This window comes from Streptomyces sp. NBC_01618 (assembly GCF_045209435.1).
Lineage (GTDB): Bacteria > Actinomycetota > Actinomycetes > Streptomycetales > Streptomycetaceae > Streptomyces.
In genome coordinates this window covers 5,238,525-5,258,738 of sequence record NZ_CP109297.1, presented here as the reverse complement: position 1 = coordinate 5,258,738, position 20,214 = coordinate 5,238,525, and the positions used below count along the sequence as shown (strand labels likewise).

The following is a 20,214-nucleotide window of genomic DNA, read 5'->3' as shown; positions in this document are numbered from 1 at the left end:
CGTTCCTAGCCAGTGTGTATGAGTGGGTCCTGGACCCACTGATGTGTACTGGGCGCATCCCGAACGGTGTTGGATGCACTCGGTCCCCGCTTTCGCGTCCCGTTCGGCGGCACGCCTCCAGGGGCGTGGTCCGTTGCGGGTGGGCGGGTTCCGTCACGCCCCCGTACACCTGGCCCGGCCTGGGCGGTCCGATGCCCCACACGATCACTCCGGTCGTGTGGGGGCGGTGCCGTCCTTCCCCAAGCTCTCAACTCCGTTCGAGCAGGGGATACCCCATCCCGGACCGGGTGTCCAAGGGCGCGTCGTCCGATCGCGATACCGGCGGCATCATGACGGGACATTCTGCGGTGCGGGGTGGCCAGTGGCTTCTGCCAGTGCTGGGCACCCCACATCGAGGTGTAGGCGGGATCGACCGCGACGATACTCAGGCCGTGTTCGGCGGCCATGGAGACCAGCCGGGCCTTGAGCTTCCCCGTCGGGATGCCGGAGATCAGCTGCCGGAACCGTTTCCTGCGGCCGTGCTTCTCGCGGGTCTTCTCGGTGGTGAAGTCGAGGTCTTCGATGGCGATCGCGGTAACACCGGCCTGCTTGGCCCAGTTGATCAGGCGGGTCAGGGCGTGGCGGATCTGTGCGTCGCGATGGGTGGTGGTGCCGGACAGGTCGTAGGGGAAGCGGCGTGGGTCGCCGACGGGGTTGCCATGCGGGTCGAGCTGGTAGGCGGCGAAGTGGTCGGCGTTGGTGTCGACGCCGATCATGCCCCGGGCGCGGGCGCGGGCGGTGGCCAGCGGGATGGTCTTCACGACGGGGCGTTGCCAGGACGCGGTGAGGTACCAGCGGCCACGATCCACGTCGAGGTGGATGCGGTAGGCGACGGACCGGTTCGCGGCGATGCGGTCGGCCCACTCCTGCCCCCGGTGCGCAAACGCCACGGTCGAGGTGAGGGTGTACCGGCCATGAGGGGCGTTGGCCAGGTGCGCGAGCGGGGCGGGCAGCTTGATGCTGACCTCGCCGTCCGGGGTGACACGGATCGTTTCGTTCCCGAACCGCTTCCCCGACTCGCCGTCGGCGGCGACGAACCAGCGTTCCGCCTCCCAGCGTTCTCGCCACTGTTCCTCGGTGAGGTGGGCGTCGGCGAGGTGGTGGCGAGTGTTGAGAAGGCGTTTGCCGCCCCGCACGACCCGGACACGTCCGGCCTGCCGGTCACGGACCGCAGCAGCATGCCGCGCCTCCAACGCCGCGAGACGGCGGGACTTGTGGAACCACTCACCCTTGGAACGGTAGCCACCGGCTGCCCGCTTCGTTCCCCTCGCGCCGACCGGGAGGGACAGGCGATGCCGCAGCGTCCCGATCCCGGCCTCCAACGTCCGGACATACGCCGCCTGGCAACGCCGGGCCTGCGCCCACTGATCATGCGTGGCCTTGGTGATCGCACCGGCGATCCGCGACGACGACACCCCGGTCAGGTCCCGCTTACGCGACGCCCAGGCCTCCGCGCCGTGATCCAACCCATCCGCGCAACGGGCCCTGAGATCACGGGAAGCCAGACGCCCCTGATGCTCACCGACAGCACGCAGAACCTTCTCGTCCTGGGGCGTGAGGTGCTTGAGACGGTCCCGGACCGCCACCCCGCACGGCCCGGGCACCACGAACGGCGCCGCCAGCTCCCGCACACCACCCACCACAACACCCCCTCCCACGAGACCGGACACCCGCTACCCAGCCCAACGAGCACCAGCCGCCAAGGTCACCCATTCGGCCCCAGAACCCCCGTTCCCACCCCATGAAGCCGCCGACAGGACCCACTCCTGCTCACTAAAACTCACTTCAGCTCAACAAACCGACAGCAGCTCACAACCCCCTGAGTCCTGCGGTGTGCCGTCGCAGTATGAACGGCATCGCCCCCGTTCCACGCCCGGTTCCGCCCCCCTGGTTCCGCGCCCGGTCGCCGGGTCGCGGGTCACCGAGGGTGGACATAGCCTCACAAACGTGATGCCGCTCGTGAGCCGTACCCGGATACCGATACCGGGCCGGGCCCTTCTCACCGTGCTGTTGGCGGTGTGCTGGCTGGCCCTGCCCGCCGCACCGACCGCTCGCGCCGACGATCCCGTCACCCTGTCCCGGGACGGGCAGATCACCGACCGGGTGGGGGCGCTCGGCGAGCGCAAGGACCAGGTCGCGGCAGCACTCGACCGGCTGTACGACGAACGCCGCATCCAGCTCTTCGTCGTGTATGTACGGGACTTCTCCGGCCGGTCCGCGCAGAGCTGGGCCGATGCGACGGCCGACCGGAACGGCCTCGGCCGCGACGACGTCCTGCTCGCCGTCGCCACCCACGTCCGGCAGTACGCCTACACCGTCGAACAGGGCTCACGCCTCACCGACGCCCAGCTCCAGGACGTGGCGAGCACGGCCGTCGAGCCCGCGCTCCGGAAACACGACTGGGCCGGCGCGGCGATCGGCGCCGCGAACGGATACTCCGCCGTACTGGCCGGCAAGGCCGTGCCCACGCCGACGCTCACGCCCGGCGCCCCCGATCCCGAAACCGGGACTTCCGGCGGGACGAGCGCCGTGGACCTGATTCTTCCGGTGGTCGTCGTCGGCGGGGCGGCAGTGGTCGCCGCCTATGCGTACACCCGGCGCAGGAAGCGGGCCACGACCCGCACCACGCCCGGTGCGACCGGCTGGGGACCGGCTTCAGCCGGACCGGGCGGGCCGCGGCAGCCGACTCCCTTGCCGGAGCTCGATGCCCGGGCGAAGGAGACGCTGGTGGAAACCGATGACGCGGTGCGCACCAGCGAGGAGGAACTGGGCTTCGCCACCGCCCAGTTCGGGGAGGAGGCCGCGGCCCCGTTCACGGAGGCCGTCGGCTACGCGAAGGGCGAGCTGACCGCCGCGTTCCGGTTGCGCCAGCAACTGGACGACGCCTTTCCCGAGGACGATGCGACGCGGCGCCGGATGCTGGACGAAATCATCAGCCGCTGCACGGACGCCGACTCCCGCCTCGACGCCGTGTCCGAGGACTTCGACCGGCTGCGCGCCCTGGAACGCAACGCTCCGCAGGTCCTGGCCACGGCCGAGACCGCCTTCCGTAGCCTCGCCGGCCGCGTCTCCACCGCCGAGGCCGCCCTGATCGCGATGCGCGGCCGGTACGCGGAGTCGGCCGCCGCGCCCGTCGCCGGAGCCGTCGAACAGGCCAAGGACCGGCTCGTCTTCGCCACCTCCGCCCTCAACCGGGCCCGGCAGTCGGTGGACGGCGGCGACAACGCCGCGGCAGCGGTGTACGTACGGGCCGCCGAGGGCGCCGTCGACCAGGCGACGACCCTCGTCGACGCCGTGGACCGGCGCAGCGGGGAACTCGCGGAGGCGGCGGGCCGGCTGCCCGCCGCCCTCACCGGGATGGAGACCGAACTGGCCGATGCGGGCGGACTGCTCGAAGGCACCGGGGCGGGGGTCCCGACGGCGGACCTGCGGGGACGGATCGCCCGTGCGGAGTCGGTGCTCGCAGATGTGCGGGAGGAACTGCGGTCCGGTCCGTACGACCCCATCGACGCGCTGCGCAGGGTGGAGGAGGCGGACACGGTGCTCGACGCGGCGCTGGCCGGCGCCCGCGAACAGGAACAGGGCGATCGCCGGGCCCGTTCCCTCCTGGACCAGGCGACGCTCACCGCGCGTTCGGCGATCGCCGCCGCCGCCGACTACGTCGCCACCAACCGCGGGGCCGTGGGCAGCCAGGCGCGGACCCGCCTCGCGGAGGCCCAGCGGCGGCTCGACCGTTCCCGCGCACTGGCCGGGAGCGACGATCCGCAGGGCGCGCTGGCCGAGGCGCAGCAGGCGGACGCGCTGGCCGGGCAGGCCCGGAGCCTGGCCGAGCAGGATGTGCGGTCGTACGGGGGCCGGGGCGGTCCGGGCGATGTGCGGGGCGGCGGAGGCGATGGGGTCGGCGGCGCGGTGCTCGGCGGAATCATCCTCGGCGGGCTCCTGGGCGGCGGGGGCGGCCGCGGCGGCGGGGGGTACGGAGGAGGGTTCGGCGGGGGCGGCGGGCCCGGCAGCTTCGGCGGTGGGGGCACGCGCGGCCGGCGGGGCGGCGGCGGCCGCTTCTGAACGGTCGGCACGGCCCGCGGCTCAACGCAGCACACGTACGCATTCACCCACAGGAGAGGCGCCATGACCAAGCAGACCATTCTCGGCCGCGTCACCCAACTGGCGAAGGCCAACATCAACGCGTTGCTGGATCAGGCGGAGGATCCGCAGAAGATGCTGGACCAGCTGATCCGCGACTACACGGCCAACATCTCGGAGGCCGAGCAGGCGATCGCCGCGACCATCGGCAATCTGCGGCTGATGGAACAGGACCACCGCGAGGACGTCGAGGCGGCCGAGGAGTGGGGCGGCAAGGCGCTCGCCGCCAGCCGCAAGGCCGACGAGCTGCGGGCGGCCGGGGCGGGCGTGGAGGCGGACAAGTTCGACAATCTGGCCAAGGTCGCGCTCGGGCGTCAACTCCAGTCGGAGAAGGAGGCGAAGACCGCGGAGCCGACCATCGCCTCGCAGACCGCGGTGGTGGACAAGCTCAAGTCCGGCCTGGATCAGATGAAGACCAAGCTGACGGAGCTGAAGTCCAAGCGCGACGAGCTCGTCGCACGCGCCAAGTCCGCCCAGGCACAGAACCGGATGATGGACTCCGTCAAGAACATCGACGTACTCGACCCGACCAGTGAGCTCAGCCGGTTCGAGGACAAGGTGCGGCGCGAGGAGGCGCGGGCGCTGGGCAAGCAGGAGCTCGCCGAGTCGTCCCTGGACGCCCAGTTCGAGCAGCTGGACGCCCTGGGCGACAGCGCCGAGGTCGAGGCCCGGCTCGCCGCCCTGAAGACAGCGTCATGACGACGGCCCCGGCGGCTTCCTGACCCCTTCTCCTCAGAACATGCTCAGCAGCTGCTCGACCGTGGGCTCGGCGGCCGGCTCCCCGTCGGGCAGCGCCAGTTCGAACCAGACGGTCTTGCCGCGCGGTGTCCGCCTGGATCCCCAGCCCACGCTCAGCAGGCCGACCAGCTGGAGCCCGCGCCCGCCCTCGTCGGTGTCGCGCGCCCGCCGTCGGCGCGGCTGGACGAGGCCCGCGTCCCATACCTCGCAGACGAGCGTACGGTCGCGCAGCAGCCTGAGCCGGATCTCGCCCTCCCCGTACCGCAGGGCGTTGGTGACCAGTTCGCTGACCAGCAGTTCGGTGGTGTCCACCAGATCGTCGAGGCCCCAGGCCAGCAGCTGGCCGCGGGCCAGTTCGCGGGCGCGGCCGACGGAGCGGGGTTCGCGGGGCAGCCGCCAGTCCCCGACGGCGTCCACCGGCAGCCCCCGGATGCGGGCCATGAGCAGGGCGATGTCGTCCTCGCCGTGCCGGGTATCGAGGGTGGTCAGCACGTGATCGCAGACGTCTTCGAGCGGCCGGCCCGGTTCGACGAGCGCGCCGCGCAGGGCGTCCAGTCCCTCGTCGAGCGGATGGTCGCGGGACTCGACGAGGCCGTCGGTGTAGAGGGCGAGCAGGGCGCCCTCCTTCAGTTCGACCTCGACCTCCTCGAAGGGTTCGCCGCCGACGCCGAGCGGCATCCCGGGCGGGACGTCGAGCAGCATGGCCGGCTCGCCCGGCTCTACGACGGCCGGGGGGAGATGACCGGCGTTGGCGAAGGTGCACCGCCGGGTGACCGGGTCGTAGACCGCGTACACGCAGGTCGCCAGGTACACCTCGGAGAGGTCCGCCTCGCGGGACTTGTGGGCGGCCCGCGAGGGCCACTGGGCGCCGCCGCCCGAGCCGCCGGAGGAGGAAGAGGTGCCGCCGCCGGGCGTGCCGAGCCCGCGGGCGACCTCGTCGAGCGCGGAGAGCACCTCGGCGGGTTCCAGGTCCAGCAGGGCCAAGGTCCGTACGGCGGTGCGCAGTTCGCCCATGGCCACGGCGGCACGCAGTCCGCGGCCCATGACGTCGCCGACGACGAGGGCGGTGCGGTGGCCGGGGAGTTCGATCACGTCGAACCAGTCGCCGCCGACCTCGGTGGCCGTGTTGCCGGGGAGGTAGCGGCAGGCGATGTCGAGGCCCGCGGCGACGGGGTCGCCAGGGGGCAGGAGGCTGCGCTGGAGGATCAGGGCGCGCTCGTGTTCGCGCCGGTAGAGGCGGGCGTTGTCGATGCAGACCGCGGCTCGGGCGGCGAGTTCGGTGGCCAGGGCACGGTCCCGCTCGCCGAAGGGTTCGCTGCCCTTGGTGCGGGCGAACTGGACGAGGCCGACCACCGCGTCGTGGGCGACCATCGGTACGGCGAGCATGGACTGGACGAAGCCCCGGTCGTCGCCGGGCACATCCTCGACATGGCCGGTGCGCAGGGCGATGGCACAGGGCGAGTTGTACGGGAAGCGGTGTACGGCGCCGAGCGCGGGCCGGCCGGCGCACATGCCGGATGCGGCGGTGTCCGGGGCAGGCACGGTGACGGTGGCGGGAAAGCCGTCCGACACGGCGCTGGCGAGGGCGACGCGGCGCAGCTCGGCGGAGCCGCCGAAGGACTCCTGGCGGAGCGAGTCCCAGCGGCCGGGCGGTGCGTCGTCGCCGGTGAGCAGCCCCTTGTAGAGGTCGACGGAGGCGAGGTCGCAGAAGCCGGGTACGGCGACGTCGAGGAGTTCGCGGGCGGTGGTCTCCAGGTCGAGGGAGTTGCCGATGCGGGCACTGGCCTCGTTGAGCAGCGCGAGGTTGCGGCGGGCGCTGGCGGCCTCGCGGGCGGCGATGTGCCGTCGGGTCACGTCGGTGGCCAGTCCGGCGATGCCGATGGGCCGGCCCGATCCGCTGTGCACGCGGTAGAGGTTCATCGACCAGTGGCGGTTCTCGGTGTCACCGGGCGCGGTGCCGACGAGCTGGAGGTCGGTGACGGAGGAGCCGGTCTCCAGGACGCGCTTCAGCGTGGCGGTGAGCCGGTCCGCCTCGGGGCGGGAGAGGTAGTCGTCGACCGTACGGCCGCGGTGGTCGGTGGCCCGGCCACCGAAGACGGTCGCGAAGCGCTCGTTGGCGCGGATGACCGTGAGGTCCATACCGAACAGCACGAAACCGAAGGGAGATTGACCGAATATCGCCTGTGACGCGGCGAGGTCCGTCTCGATGTGGCGCAGCGCGCGGACGTCCACGACGATGCAGAGCGCGGCCCGTTCCCCGGTCCCGGTCTCGCTCGGCATCACATAGATCTCGGCCAGCCCGTGCACCGGGTCGTCGCCCGGTATCCGGAAGGGGACGAGGCCCGTCCACTCCTTGCCGTCGAGGATCTCGCCGATCCGGCGGCGGCCGTCCGTGCGCAGGTCGGCAGGCATGAACGCCTCGACCGGATCCATGCCCACCGCTTTGTCCGCGGCAATGCCGAAGAGGCCGGCGGCCCGGCGGCTCCACTGCTCGATCAGGCCATCGGGCCCGATCGAGAAGGAGGCGACCCTGATGTAGTCGTAGATCGAGCCAGGCGGGCTGCTCTGCCACACAATGTCGCCCGCTGTCCCAGGTATTTCGCTCACGCGACCGTCCCCTCCAGCTCACACACCGGACCGGTCCTGCCCGCAGTATTCAGCACTATGGTCCCAACCGACACGGCGTTCACGATCACAGCACGGTCTCAGTCGCTTTCGGCCAGATTCCGTCCGGCCTCCGGACCGACCTTTGGTGATCGCTGTGTGTCCCACCCCACTCCTAACCAGGCAGGGGCAGCTCGAACCACACCGTCTTGCCGCTCTTTCCCCGCCGGGTCCCCCAGCGGCGTGCGGAACAGGCCACCAGCTGCAGTCCTCTGCCCCCCTCGTCATCGGGTCCGGCACTGCGTTCGGTGGGCGGATCCGGAAGCGGATCGGAGACTTCCACGAGCAGTCCGGGGTGGGCGGCGGGGGCGTCACCGTTGAGATGAGGCCGTTGCAGCCGCACGCCGATGGGGCCCGCCGTGTACTGCAGGGAATTGGTGACCAACTCGCTGACCAGCAGAACCGTCATGTCCCCGACGGCGTCGTCGAGCCCCCAGCCGCGCAGCGCCTCATGGACGGCATGCCGCGCGGAACGCACCGCGCCCGGCACAGCCGGAAAGGTCCACTCGGCGCAATCGCCTTCGGTGTCGATCACGCCGACCACTTCCCAAGACCAGCAGCGGAGAGTGTCCTGTTTTACGGGGGTTAATCAGCACATACCCGATATTCAGGGCGAACTATCACCGCGATCGACACGTGGGGCGTACGGGTGTATGGGTGCGCACAGGAACAGATGTACACAGGGAGAGGGGCGCACAAGGCCACCGGTGCGCGCCGCAGCCATCCACCCGGGCAGCACCCGACATCGGAGGGCGCGCCATGAGCGCGGCCCCCGGACGGACCCGCCCGGAGAGGTGCAACGGCCTTCGGGCCCTGCTCAGTTCAGCTCGCCCGCCGCCTTGAGGTCGTCGAAGAGCAGCTGATCAACCGGCGGAACGAGCGGACGGTCCGCGTACGAGAACCAGGCCATCTCCTCGATCTCGCTGCTCACCGCCAACGTCCCCTCGTAGTCCGCGGTGTAGCAGCTCATACGCACCACGGCGCCGCTCGGCAGATCGGGCGCCCCGGACTCGTACGTACCCACGTGTACCGCGGTGTGCGGCGCGAGGAGCACCGTCAACTCCTCCTTGATCTCGCGGAGCAGGGTTTCCAGATCGCTTTCCGCGCCCTCCCGCTTGCCACCGGGGATGTAGAAGACGTCCTTCCCCCGTGGCCGCGCGCAGAGAATCCTGCCGCCCTCCACACGCACCCACGCCACCGTGTCGATCAGGACCGACATCACTCCGCCTTCGCCGTCTGGAACCCACGTCAGGCAGGACCTTAGCCGGACAGGCGCCACCCACCGCCCCCTCGGCCCGGCACCCTACGGCCGGGCGCCCTGTCCGATGCGCTCCACCCAGTAGAGCTGCTTGTGACCGCGGGTATCGAGCTTGTCGGCGATCTGCTGGGCCTCGCCCTGCGTGGCATATCTGCCGACGCGGTAGCGATTGCCGTTGTCGTCCTCCCTTATCACCAGCCAAGGGAGCTCGGCACCACCGTCGGTCATCGCGCCCCTCCCGAGCATTGCGCCCCTCCCTCGAACGGCATGTACGTCTCTAAGAATCCCCAGGAAACCGCAGTACGCATATGCCCGACCCTACGCCTGACCTTCACTCAACGAATACGTAATTACACAAAGAGGTACCCATCCGGCCATGAAAAGGGGGGCGCACCCGATTGGATGCGCCCCCCTTAGAAGCGGGACATGACAAGCCATGACGGTCGGCGACAGCCCCTCGGTCATGGGGCCCGGCAGGGGGCCGGCCTGCCGGCACGGGCGCCGGAGAACGCCCTGCGCCCGTCGGTCACCGGACCGGAAGGTGGTAGGCGACCCGGAAGCGGTCGGCGGGCACCACCACGTCCGCGGTCTCGACCGCGCGACCCGACGCGTAATACGTCCGCTCGATCACCATCACCACATGCCCCGGAACACCGCCGAGCGCCAGGAGCTCCTCCGCCAGCCCCGGGCGCGCGCCGACCTGCTCGGCCACGTTGTCGACGACGACATCGATCGCGGCCATCCGCTCGACCACCCCGCAGCCACCCAACGGGCCCTCCTCCGGCAGCATCACCGGCGTACGCCCCGTCACGGCGAGCGGCTCCCAGGAGGTGGAGAGCATCATCGGCTCTCCGGCCTCCCGGAAGGTGTATCTCGTACGCATCACCCGATCGCCCGGTTCGATGCCGAGGCGCTCGGCGATCTCGCCGCTCGCACTCTCCTGCTCGCTGCGGGACTCCCACGTCCCGCACACCCCCTCCGCCGTCTGCTCCTGACGGAACGGGCTGGCCCCGGCCCCGGACCGGTAGCCGGAGCGGGCGATCCGGCGCGGAACGGGGCGCTCGCGCACATACGTACCGGATCCGGAGCGCCCCTCGACCAGCCCCTCGGCCATAAGCACCTTGCGCGCCTCCAGCGCGACGGTGTCCGAGACTCCGTACTCCTCGCGGATACGCGCCTGCGAGGGCAGGCGCGTATGCGGCGGCAGCGAACCGTTGACGATCTTCTCTCTCAGATCGCTTGCAACACGCAGATAGGCGGGCTGCTCACCGAAAGTCACAGGCCACTCCCAACAGGTTGACAGTCTGCAACAGCGTGACAACCGTCGGTTGTGCACCGCAAGCACGGGCCAGAGTTTCACTCGAAGTGATGATTCATTACGGCCTCATGCATGACCCGCCACCGAGCAGCGATGAGAACGGCGATCCCGGGACCGAAGCCCCGGCGTTCCTCGCGAGAATGCACTGAAAGCGGGCCTCGCGAGCCGACGGCAGGCCGGTGAACCGGTGGCGCCCGCCGTTCACCCGCCCGCCGCGCGCCGTGCGGCACCGCTCGGCGCGCGCGTCCATACCTTCGTACGGTGAGCCTCTCGCGCGTCTGTCTCCTCACGTCCCTCGCGTCTTTGACGTCCCTGGTCGCGGGCGCCCTGATCGCGCCGCTGCCACCCCTCTCCTACGCGGCCGCTCCCCTCCCGCCCGCCGCCGCGAGCTGCGGCCAGGACACCGACCCCGCCTGGGCACCGGCCTCCACCCGGTTCGGCGAGGCCGACGGTTACGACCCATATGTCGGCAACGGATATCTGGCCCACCGAGTGCCTGAAACCGGCGCCGGATACGCCGCGTCGGACAGGAAGACCGGCTGGCCGCTGTTCACCCCGCGCTACGACGGCGCCTTCGTCTCCGGCCTGTTCGGGCGCGACAAGAACCTCGCCGAAGGCCGCGAGGTGATCGCCGCACTGCCGAGCTGGACGACCCTCGACGTCCGCGTCGGCAACGAGACCTACGGCTCCGGCACTCCCCCGGACCGGATCTCGCACTACCGCCGAACCGTGTTCCTGCGCTGCGGCCTGGTCCGTACGTCGCTGCGCTGGACCACGGCCGACGGGCGCGCGACCGACCTGACGTACGAGGTGCTCGCGGACCGTTCCGACGTGCACACCGGCGCCGTACGGCTGCGCATGACACCGCACTGGAGCGGCACCGCGACCGTCACCGGGCGCCTTGACCCGCGGGGCGCACGCCGGATCACGGTGAACGCCGACGGAACGTTCCGCACGCAGGGCACCGGGACGGCGGGCGCGATTGTCCAGACCCTGCGCACCGGCGGATCGGAGCCGCAGTCACCCGGCGCGAACCAGCTCCGCAGCACGCCCCGGGTGCGCGCCGGGCGCACGTACACCTTCGAGAAGTACGTGGGGGTGGACACCGCGCTCACCTCGTCCGCCCCGCGCGCCACCGCCCGCGAGGCGTCGCGGCGCGCGGCCGGACGCGGCTGGTCGGCCGTCCTCGCCGCGAACGCCGCCGCCTGGCGGCGGGATTGGGCGGCCGACATCTCCGTACCGGACAGTCCAAAACTGCAGAAGTGGCTGAGATCGGCGCAGTACGGCCTGCTGGCGTCCACCCGTGCCGGCTCCCGCGACAGCATCGCTCCGGCGGGTCTGACCAGCGACAATTACGCGGGCATGGTGTTCTGGGACGCCGAGATCTGGATGTACCCGGGGCTGCTCGCCACCCGCCCCGAGCTGGCCCGTTCGGTCGTCGAGTACCGCTACCGCACGCGCGGCGCCGCCCGCGCCAACGCCCGGAAGCTGGGGTTCCGGGGCCTGTTCTACCCGTGGACGAGCGCGAGCAAGGGCGATCTGTGGTCCGAGTGCCAGAGCTGGGACCCGCCGCACTGCCTCACCCAGATCCACCTCCAGGGCGATGTCTCGTTCGCCGTCTGGCAGTACTACCTGGCGACCGGGGACCGCGACTGGCTGGCCGGGCACGGGTGGCCGCTGCTCCGGGGGATCGCCGACTTCTGGGCCTCTCGGGCCACCGCCGACGCGGACGGCAGCTACTCGGTGAAGGACGTCGCGGGCCCCGACGAGTACAGCAACGGCGTCACCGACGGGGTCTTCACCAACGCGGTCGCGGCCACCGCGCTGCGCAACGCCACCCGGGCGGCGCGGCTGCTCCGGCATGCCGCACCGGCCGAGTGGACGCGGGTCGCGGACGGGCTGCGCATCCCGTACGACCCGAAACGGAAGCTCTTCCTCCAGTACGCGGGCTACAACGGCTCGACGATCAAGCAGGCCGACACGGTGCTGCTGATCTACCCGCTCGAATGGCCGATGGAGCCGGGCGCCCGGGCGGCCACGCTCGACTACTACGCCGAGCGCACCGATCCGGACGGCCCCGCGATGACGGACTCGGTCCATGCGATCGACGCGGCCGCGATCGGGGAGGCGGGCTGCGCGACGTACACCTATCTCCAACGCGCCGTGCGCCCGTTCATGCGCGGCCCGTACGCCCTCTTCAGCGAGGCCCGGGGCGCGAAGGCGGGCGCACAGGACCCGTTGTCGGGGACTCCCGCGGAAGACTTCCTCACCGGGAAGGGCGGATTCCTCCAGGTCTTCACGCACGGACTGACGGGCCTTCGACTGCGGGAGGACGGGGTGCGCCTCGATCCGTTGCTGCCGCCGCAGTTGAGCAGGGGCGTGACGCTGACGGGGCTGCGCTACCGGGGCCGTACGTACGACATCGCGATCGGCCCCCTGACGACGACGGTCCGGTTGACCGCCGGCGCCCCCTTCACCGTCCACACCCCCACCGGCCCCCGCCTCCTCACCGGCACACTCGCCCTCGCCACCCGCCGTCCCGACCTCGCCCGGACGACGGACGCGGCCCGCTGCCGCCCGGCGACGGCGAGCTCCGAGACCCCCGGCCTGTACGCGGCCGCCGCGGTGGACGGCAGCCCGGCCACGACCTGGTCCCCGAACGGTGCGACGGGCAGCCTGACGGTGGACCTGGGGCGCGCGGCCCCGGTGACCTCGATGGAGCCGGAGTGGACGGACGCACGCGTCGTCTCGTACCGCCTGGAGACATCGGTGAACGGCACGGACTGGCAGCGGTACCGGCCGGGTTCGGTGGCCCGCCGGGTACGCCTGACGGTCGATTCGCGGGACGCGGAGAAGCCGGTGGGCGTACGGGAGTTGAGGGTCGAGCAGCCGTAGGCGGACACGTACGCTCCCTCTCCCGGCTCCCGGACGCCCTGTCACGACAGGCAGCGCCCTGCCCGCCTACGGCTGGAAGTAGCGGGCCCCCTTCTCGATCAGGTGCGAGGCGTAGACCCGCCCCAGGGCCGGCTTCCCCACCGACCGAGCCAACCGGACCAACCAGACCGTTCAGATGCCGGGCGAGCCAACTCGGGTGTACGGAAGACCGACACTGGTGCCGCCAGGGGTGACGACCCTGACGGTGACCGCGCCTACCCCGCTGGGCGGCGGCGTGGTCATCAACTGGGTGTCGGAGACCACCGTGAAGCCGGCGGGCGCGCTTCCGAACAGCACTCCGGTGGTATACGCCAGTCCGGAACCGGTGACAGTCACCGTGTTCCCGCCCGCCGACGGCCCCTGGTTGGGTACCAGACCGCTGGCTGCCGGGGCGGTCAGATACAGGTAGGTCAAACCGTTGCTCGTGCCACCGGGCGTGGTGACGGTGACCGGGACCGAGCCGCTGACACCGGGCGGCACCGTCGCTCTGATCTCAGTGGCCGAGGAAATGGTGTAGAAGGTGGCCGCCGTCGCGCCGAAGCGAACCGCCGTGGCCTGGAGGAGATTCGCCCCGGTCAGCGTCACGACGTTGCTGCCACCCACCTGACCGGACCCGGCGACGACACTGCTGAGAGCCGGTGCGCCCAGGTAGAAGTAGGAGACGGCTTGGCTGCTGGTACCACCGGGCGTGGTGACCGTGACGGCAACCGGGCCCGCGCCGCCGGTGGGGACGACCGCGGTCAGCTGAGTCGCCGAGACGAAGGCGAACGAAGCCGCCACGTTCCCACCGAAGTGGACGGACGTCGTTCCGGTGAAGCCGGTCCCGGACAAGGTGATGGTGTTCCCACCCACGAGCGGTCCCTGGGCCGGAGCCACACTGCCCAGAACCGGGGCGGCGACATACGTATAGGGGATCCCGGCACTGGTGCCGTCCGGAGTGGTGATCGTGACATTCACGGTACCGGCGGGCGCGGCGGGGGCGATCGCGGTGGCCTGCGTGGCGGAGACGGTGATGAACGCGGCGGCCACGGTACCGAAACGGACCGAAGTGGCGCCGGTGAAGCCGGTTCCGGTCAACACGACGGTGTTCACGCCCTCGACCGGCCCCTGGTCGGGTGCGAGGGAACTGATCGTGGGCGCCGCGGCCGTGTAGGCGAAGCCGATGCCGTTACTGGTTCCATCGGGCGTGGTCACCGTGATCTGGACGGTGCCCGCACCGGCCGGGGCGACCGCGGTGATCCCGGTCGCGGACACCACGGTGAACGAAGCGGAGGGAGTACCGCCGAAGGTGACCGCGGTCGCGCCGGTGAAGCCGGTACCGGTCAGCGCGACAGCCGTTCCGGCAGCACCCGAGAGAGTGCCGCTCGTGGTGATGACGGGCGCCGCCGCAGCCGTCGACGATTGCGTAGCGTGGGACATCGAGCTCCTGTCGGGGTGATGTGGTCGGCGGGACGTGATCGAGCCGTTCCGAACGAGCGGCCCTGAACGAGCCATCCTGAACAGCGACCGGAATGCGAGGATCGAGGATCGCGGAGCCGCCCGGACCTCCTGGCCGGGCGGCGCCGAGCAAGTAGTGCCGAGTGGGTTGCCCGCCCGGCCGGGCACGGAACGTCCCGGTCCGGGCGGACAACATGCGTCCGGAGGCGGTACCGGCGCCGGGCACTGTTCCGCGTCGGCAGTCGGCACCGCAGCCGTGGCGGATCAGATGCCGGGGCCTGCCGCATAGGTGAAGGCGCCGACGTCCGTGGCACTGCCCGCCGGGTTGGAGAGACCGACGTCGACCGTACCGACGGCCCCGGGCGGGGTGACGGCGGACACCGTCGTCGCGTTGATGACCGAGAACGGTGCCGGCACCGAGTCGAACGTGACCTGACTCGTCGAGGTCAGGTTGGTGCCCGTGATGGTCACCGCCGTTCCGCCGGACGCCGGTCCGGAAGCCGGAGTGATCCCGGTGATGGTCGGGACGTCGATGTACGTGTACGACAGACCGTTGTTGGTGCCTCCGGCGGTCGTCACACTGACGCTCACCGGCCCGGCTGCCGCGCCCGCGGGCACGACGACGCTGATCTGGCTGTCCGACAGCACCGTCGGCGTGACGGAATTGGCCCCGAAGGACACTCCCGTGGCCGTGGACAGGCCGGTGCCGCTGATGACGATGGTGTTGCCGCCCGCGGTGGCACCCGAGCTCACGCTCAGACCGGACTTGAACGGGGCGCCGACGTAGAAGAACGGAATCGGATTGCTGGTTCCGCCCGGGGTGGTCACCGTCACGCCGACCGTGCCGGAGCCGGACGGCGAGACAGCGGTGACCTGGGTGGGTGAGACGTTGGTGACGGCGGTGGCGGGCTTGGTGCCGAAGAGCACAGCACTGGCGCCCGTGAGGTTGGTGCCTGTGACGGTGACGGTGGTATTGCCGCCGGTGGAGCCCTGGTTCGGACTGATTGGCATGGTCGTCCTCCGTGTGTTTGAACTGAACACCCGAATTACGGGAGTTGGCTCCGAGCCGGGTCCGGATCAGGACCCATGGCCACAACTGGGACCACTGGGCCGCTGTCCGGCCCCGGCCGACCTCGCCCGCCTCCTGCGCGACCGGTCCCGCAAGTGCGCCGCTGGGCGCACTCGGGGAAACGTCCGAAAGGTGCCTACTGGGGGAAGACACCTCCAACGGCCGTCGCCGCGCAGGGTGCATGGAGCTTTGATGAGCCATGTCGCGGGCCGACGACCACGCGCATGGCCTCGATGGCGAGGTACTCGGTGTGCGCGTACGGTTCGCGCACCGCTCACTTGCAGAGGCCGGGGGCTGCCGCACCAGCCCCTGCCGCTGTTCGGCAGGGACGACTGGTCGGATCCAAGTCCTCTACAGGGGCGCCCATCGCGGCCATCCGGAGCAAAAGATGCCGAGGTCCGTCATGCGTGGACGGTCGGCGAACAGAACGGTTCCGCGCTCCCCCGGAGAGGGATGGGCGGCCCACCGGTTCGGTTACTCAAGTGACCCACATAAATCGAATATGACACAAGCATCCTGACTGCCAGTCACCTGAAAAGCCGAGCGCACGAGGGCGGATCGACCAGTACGCCGGAGGAACCCGAATCCGCCGCCTCTCCCACCACGCGCTCCCAGGAACCAGCACGCACCTGACCGGTTTCCGGCAACAGCCACACCCGGCGCGGAAGCAGGGAGGGGGCCTCTCCCGACAGAGATGCCCCCGGAGACCCGCGTGATCGCCCGGTCAGTGCTGTGGTGCTGCTCGTGCCGCCGCCCGAGCCGGTTCTGTGGGCCGTCGGTGGCAAAGCGGCCCGCGCCCGCTTGCGCCTGTGGTTCAGCTCCCGCACCGCGCTGAACAATCGCCTTGGCCAAGACGTACCGACGCATTTCCATCCGCCCACGGGTGGATGGAAACGAGGTGCAGATGCGCCATGGCGGCCCGAACCAGCGGGTGGGTGCCGTCGTCCGTGTTCAGCCACTCGACCAGCTCACCCGTCGACGCAGGCACATCGGCCGCGTCCGGCGCCGTGTAGGCCGCGATGCTGGGGTCGCGGGCGTCCGTCACGTACACCGCTCCGCGCCGCCGCTGCCCGGCCGGCTTGCGCGTGGCGTGCCGGTGTCCCTGCAGCATCCAGTGGAGCGCGTTGAGCAACTCCTTGCTGTAACGGAAGTCCGCGACATCGTGCAGCGTCTGGATGTAGGTCATCATCCGCTGATAAGCGAGCGTCTCCTCGCGGTCCTCCTCGGAGACATCGACATCCCGCTCGCCCTCCAGAAGGTCCTCGACGTCGACCGTGGACACTTTGAAGCCCTCGATCGAGTTGGAGGCCGCCACCGCGTCCGCGGTCAGGAACTTACGCAGCCACTCGGTCCACTTCGCCGGAGTGGACCGGACCTGTAGGCGCAACGAGTGACGAAGGTCTTCGATCTCACCGAGGACACGCTGATCCTCGGCGTTGAGAGCAGGCGTGGGGAAGAGCATGCCCACTGACGCAAACATTACGTCAGCGCGTCAGCAGCCCACCAACAGTGCGGCACCAGCTACTGCACATACACAGCCGCCAGAAACCACCTCGCTCACCGAACAGCACAGGCGCCGCCCGCGAGGCACCCCGGAGGGCGGCACCAAGTTCGCACGGGAACGACGAAGGGGCCGAGCTCACAAGAGGACTCGACCCCGGACCCGCACGTCAAACGAGTCGCATTAACGTACAGTACTGGCGCAATTACACATTGAACCGGAACTCCACCACGTCGCCGTCCTGCATCACGTAGTCCTTGCCCTCCATGCGGGCCTTGCCCTTGGCGCGGGCCTCGGCGACCGAGCCTGTTTCGACCAGGTCCTCGAAGGAGACGATCTCCGCCTTGATGAAGCCCTTCTGGAAGTCGGTGTGGATGACACCGGCCGCCTCTGGGGCCGTGGCGCCCTTCTTGATCGTCCAGGCTCGGGCTTCCTTCGGGCCTGCGGTGAGGTAGGTCTGCAGGCCCAGGGTGTCGAAGCCGACGCGGCCGAGGGTGGCGAGGCCGGGCTCTTCCTGGCCCATGGACTGGAGGAGTTCGAGGGCCTCGTCGTCGTCGAGCTCGATCAGCTCGGACTCGATCTTGGCGTTGAGGAAGATCGCCTCGGCGGGGGCGACCAGGGAGCGCTGCTCGTTCTTGAAGTCCTCGTCGACCAGCTCGTCCTCGTCGACGTTGAAGACGTAGAGGAAGGGCTTGGTGGTGAGGAGGTGCAGCTCGTGGAGGAGCTTGCCCCTCTCCGTTCCCGCGGTGATGCCTGCGGAGAAGAGGGTCTGGCCGGACTCGAGGATCTTCTGGGCCTCCTCGACCGCGGCGAGGACCGCGACCTTGTCCTTCTGGAGGCGGGACTCCTTCGTGAGGCGCGGGACGGCCTTCTCGACGGACTGGAGGTCGGCGAGGATCAGCTCGGTGTTGATCGTCTCGATGTCGTCCTTGGGCGAGACCTTGCCGTCGACGTGGACGACGTTCTCGTCCTTGAAAGCGCGGATGACCTGGCAGATCGCGTCGGACTCGCGGATGTTCGCGAGGAACTTGTTGCCCAGGCCCTCACCCTCCGAAGCGCCTCGCACGATGCCGGCGATGTCGACGAAGTCGACCGTCGCGGGGAGCAGGCGCTGCGAGCCGAAGATCTCCGCCAGCTTGTTCAGGCGGGCGTCCGGGACGCCGACGACGCCCACGTTCGGCTCGATCGTGGCGAACGGGTAGTTGGCCGCCAGCACGTCGTTCTTGGTCAGGGCGTTGAACAGGGTCGACTTGCCGACATTCGGCAGGCCGACGATTCCGATCGTGAGCGACACGTTGGCGACTTCCTGAGGAGTGAGGAGGAGGGGTTCGGCGAGGTGGTGGAACACGTCGGCCCGGGTGGGCCGATTCTCCAGTTTACGGGCGGGCGCAACCGGGTACCCACGGGTCCGCTCAGGCACCGGATCAGGCACCGGATCAGGCACCGGATCAGGTACCGATCCAAGCACCGGCTCCAGGCACCGTCCCCGGCACCGATCCCGGCGCTGTTTCGGTCGGCGTTCGGCCGTGTGGCATCGAACTCACCCCCAAGGTCACCGAAAGCGCGTGTCCCGCACCCGTTTCCTCCTGCCCGGCGACCTACGTTGTCCCGGTGGAGCAGCACAGGACACGTCCCCCGCAGCGCAGGCAGTCTCAGCAGGCCCCGCTGTCCCCGCAGGGCACCATCGACGAAGCCGCCGCCGTCTATCGGGTGATGGACGCGAAGCCGGAGGGCGGCCGGTCCCGGCCGGTGCCGCCCGCCGTTCTCGCGCTGCGCAGGCTGCCGAACCCCCGGCTGACGGGCATCGGTGCGGGGCTCTTCGCCGCCGCCTCCATGTTCGTACTGGCGTGCCTCGACGAGCTGCTGCTCGACGGTTCGTCGGCCGTGTTCGGTGTGCTGTTCCTGCCGGTCAGCGCGCTGACCGCGCTGTGGGTGCGGCCCGCGGACCTGGTCACCGCCCCGATCATCGTGCCGATCGCGTTCGCCGTCGGGGTCATTCCGATCTCCGGCGGCCCCGGCGGATTCGCCGGTCAGACCATGGCGCTCGTCACCGCACTCGCCGTACACGCCGGGTGGCTGTACGGCGGAACGCTCATCGCCGGGTTCATCGCGACTGTGCGGAAGGTACGGCTGATGCGGCAGCGGCAGCGTCAGCGCCGGATGCTGCTCGCCGCGCAGACGGCCCGGGCCGCGCAGCCGCCCCGTCGCCCCCAGCGCTGAGCGGGGGCCGGGACGGGGCACACCGTCCTACGCCTTGTCCGCCGCCGCCATCGCCGCTCCCACGATGCCGGCGTTGTTCTGCAGCTCCGCCGGGACCATCTCGGCCCGTACGTGCTCGATCAGCGGCAGGAACTTGTCGGCCTTGCGGCTGACTCCGCCGCCGATGATGAAGAGTTCGGGCGAGAACAGCATCTCCACGTGGGCCAGGTACTTCTGCAGCCGGTGCGCCCAGTGGTGCCAGCTCAGCTCCTCGTCCTCCTTGGCCTTGGTGGAGGCGTGCTTCTCGGCGTCGAGGCCGTTCAGCTCCAGGTGGCCCAGCTCGGTATTGGGGACGAGCTTGCCGTCGATGAACAGGGCGCTGCCGATCCCCGTACCGAGCGTCAGCATGATCACCGTCCCCTTGCGGCTGCGGCCCGCGCCGAACGTCATCTCCGCGATGCCGGCCGCGTCGGCGTCGTTCAGAACGGTGACGGGGAGGCCGAGCCGGTCGCCGAGCAGTCCGCGGGCGTCCGTGTCGATCCAGCCCTTGTCGACATTGGCCGCGGTACGGGTGCAACCGCTGGTGACGACGCCCGGGAAGGTGATGCCCACCGGACCCGACCAGTCGAAATGACCGACCACCTCAGCCACGCACCCGGCCACGTCCTTGGGCGTGGCCGGGTGCGGCGTCAGTACTTTATGGCGCTCCTGCGCCAGCTCTCCGCGGTCCAGGTCAACGGGAGCGCCCTTGATCCCGGATCCGCCGATGTCCACGCCGAAGATCTGCATGCAATCCACGGTACGGGCAGGCGGCCCTGCCCACTTCCCGGAGCGGGACCGGGAACGGGACCCTGAGCCGGAGTCCCGGAACGGGACCCTGAGCCGGAGTCCCGGAGCGGGAGGCCGTCGGCGCTAAG

General features: G+C 70.4%; 15 protein-coding genes. 4 read left to right on the top strand and 11 right to left on the bottom strand.

From position 1 onward, the window contains the following. Positions 1–5: 5 nt before the first annotated feature. Positions 6–1,679, bottom strand: coding sequence for an IS200/IS605 family accessory protein TnpB-related protein (locus OH735_RS24575; RefSeq protein WP_406383690.1), 1,674 nt, complete (start codon positions 1,677–1,679; stop codon positions 6–8). Between the two features lie 310 nt (positions 1,680–1,989). Here OH735_RS24575 and OH735_RS24570 point away from each other — a divergent pair, with 310 nt between their 5' ends. Together OH735_RS24570 and OH735_RS24565 are read left to right on the top strand one after the other, a co-directional pair. Beyond that, positions 1,990–4,101 (top strand): TPM domain-containing protein, encoded by a 2,112-nt coding sequence (locus OH735_RS24570; RefSeq protein ID WP_406386713.1) that lies wholly within the window; start codon positions 1,990–1,992, stop codon positions 4,099–4,101. Between the two features lie 63 nt (positions 4,102–4,164). Then, on the top strand, positions 4,165–4,878 hold the full coding sequence (locus OH735_RS24565; RefSeq protein WP_406383689.1) for a PspA/IM30 family protein: 714 nt from the start codon (positions 4,165–4,167) through the stop codon (positions 4,876–4,878). Between the two features lie 33 nt (positions 4,879–4,911). Here OH735_RS24565 and OH735_RS24560 read toward each other — a convergent pair whose 3' ends face one another. From OH735_RS24560 to OH735_RS24540, 5 genes are all read right to left on the bottom strand, one after another. Continuing rightward, positions 4,912–7,491 (bottom strand): SpoIIE family protein phosphatase, encoded by a 2,580-nt coding sequence (locus tag OH735_RS24560; protein WP_406386712.1) that lies wholly within the window; start codon positions 7,489–7,491, stop codon positions 4,912–4,914. Positions 7,492–7,696: 205 nt separating this feature from the next. Continuing rightward, positions 7,697–8,125: an ATP-binding protein gene (locus OH735_RS24555; RefSeq protein ID WP_406383688.1), complete on the bottom strand. Its 429-nt coding sequence runs from the start codon at positions 8,123–8,125 to the stop codon at positions 7,697–7,699. 273 nt (positions 8,126–8,398) lie between these two features. Beyond that, positions 8,399–8,800, bottom strand: a complete 402-nt coding sequence (locus tag OH735_RS24550; RefSeq protein ID WP_406383687.1) for an NUDIX domain-containing protein — start codon at positions 8,798–8,800, stop codon at positions 8,399–8,401. Positions 8,801–8,884: 84 nt separating this feature from the next. Beyond that, a complete protein-coding gene (locus OH735_RS24545) occupies positions 8,885–9,067 on the bottom strand; it encodes an SPOR domain-containing protein (RefSeq protein ID WP_406383686.1) in 183 nt (60 codons plus the stop codon). Positions 9,068–9,365: 298 nt separating this feature from the next. Then, on the bottom strand, positions 9,366–10,118 hold the full coding sequence (locus OH735_RS24540; protein ID WP_406383685.1) for a GntR family transcriptional regulator: 753 nt from the start codon (positions 10,116–10,118) through the stop codon (positions 9,366–9,368). Positions 10,119–10,418: 300 nt separating this feature from the next. On the opposite strand from OH735_RS24540, the gene OH735_RS24535 reads away from it, so the two are divergent. After that, positions 10,419–13,052 carry a discoidin domain-containing protein gene (locus OH735_RS24535; protein ID WP_406383684.1) on the top strand — a complete coding sequence of 878 codons (2,634 nt, stop codon included), beginning with the start codon at positions 10,419–10,421 and terminating at the stop codon, positions 13,050–13,052. Positions 13,053–13,223: 171 nt separating this feature from the next. Here OH735_RS24535 and OH735_RS24530 read toward each other — a convergent pair whose 3' ends face one another. The 4 genes from OH735_RS24530 to ychF form a co-directional block, all read right to left on the bottom strand. Further along, positions 13,224–14,510, bottom strand: a complete 1,287-nt coding sequence (locus OH735_RS24530) for an IPT/TIG domain-containing protein (protein ID WP_406383683.1) — start codon at positions 14,508–14,510, stop codon at positions 13,224–13,226. A 282-nt stretch (positions 14,511–14,792) separates the two neighbouring features. Continuing rightward, on the bottom strand, positions 14,793–15,539 hold the full coding sequence (locus OH735_RS24525; protein WP_406383682.1) for an IPT/TIG domain-containing protein: 747 nt from the start codon (positions 15,537–15,539) through the stop codon (positions 14,793–14,795). Between the two features lie 872 nt (positions 15,540–16,411). Further along, positions 16,412–17,077 (bottom strand): Fic family protein, encoded by a 666-nt coding sequence (locus OH735_RS24520; protein ID WP_406383681.1) that lies wholly within the window; start codon positions 17,075–17,077, stop codon positions 16,412–16,414. A gap of 226 nt (positions 17,078–17,303) precedes the next feature. Beyond that, a complete protein-coding gene (ychF, locus tag OH735_RS24515) occupies positions 17,304–18,392 on the bottom strand; it encodes a redox-regulated ATPase YchF (RefSeq protein ID WP_406386710.1) in 1,089 nt (362 codons plus the stop codon). A gap of 317 nt (positions 18,393–18,709) precedes the next feature. Here ychF and OH735_RS24510 point away from each other — a divergent pair, with 317 nt between their 5' ends. After that, on the top strand, positions 18,710–19,318 hold the full coding sequence (locus tag OH735_RS24510) for a DUF6542 domain-containing protein (RefSeq protein WP_406383680.1): 609 nt from the start codon (positions 18,710–18,712) through the stop codon (positions 19,316–19,318). Between the two features lie 27 nt (positions 19,319–19,345). Here OH735_RS24510 and ppgK read toward each other — a convergent pair whose 3' ends face one another. Then, positions 19,346–20,086: a polyphosphate--glucose phosphotransferase gene (gene ppgK, locus OH735_RS24505; protein ID WP_406383679.1), complete on the bottom strand. Its 741-nt coding sequence runs from the start codon at positions 20,084–20,086 to the stop codon at positions 19,346–19,348. Positions 20,087–20,214: the final 128 nt, after the last annotated feature.

Bases quoted from the DNA above. Each gene is read 5' to 3' on its own strand.
- OH735_RS24545 (WP_406383686.1), bottom strand. From the start codon at position 9,067: ATGACCGACGGTGGTGCCGAGCTCCCTTGGCTGGTGATAAGGGAGGAC.
- OH735_RS24565 (WP_406383689.1), top strand. From the start codon at position 4,165: ATGACCAAGCAGACCATTCTCGGCCGCGTCACCCAACTGGCGAAGGCC.
- OH735_RS24525 (WP_406383682.1), bottom strand. From the start codon at position 15,539: ATGCCAATCAGTCCGAACCAGGGCTCCACCGGCGGCAATACCACCGTC.
- OH735_RS24520 (WP_406383681.1), bottom strand. From the start codon at position 17,077: ATGTTTGCGTCAGTGGGCATGCTCTTCCCCACGCCTGCTCTCAACGCC.
- OH735_RS24570 (WP_406386713.1), top strand. From the start codon at position 1,990: ATGCCGCTCGTGAGCCGTACCCGGATACCGATACCGGGCCGGGCCCTT.
- ppgK (WP_406383679.1), bottom strand. From the start codon at position 20,086: ATGCAGATCTTCGGCGTGGACATCGGCGGATCCGGGATCAAGGGCGCT.
- OH735_RS24550 (WP_406383687.1), bottom strand. From the start codon at position 8,800: ATGTCGGTCCTGATCGACACGGTGGCGTGGGTGCGTGTGGAGGGCGGC.
- OH735_RS24530 (WP_406383683.1), bottom strand. From the start codon at position 14,510: ATGTCCCACGCTACGCAATCGTCGACGGCTGCGGCGGCGCCCGTCATC.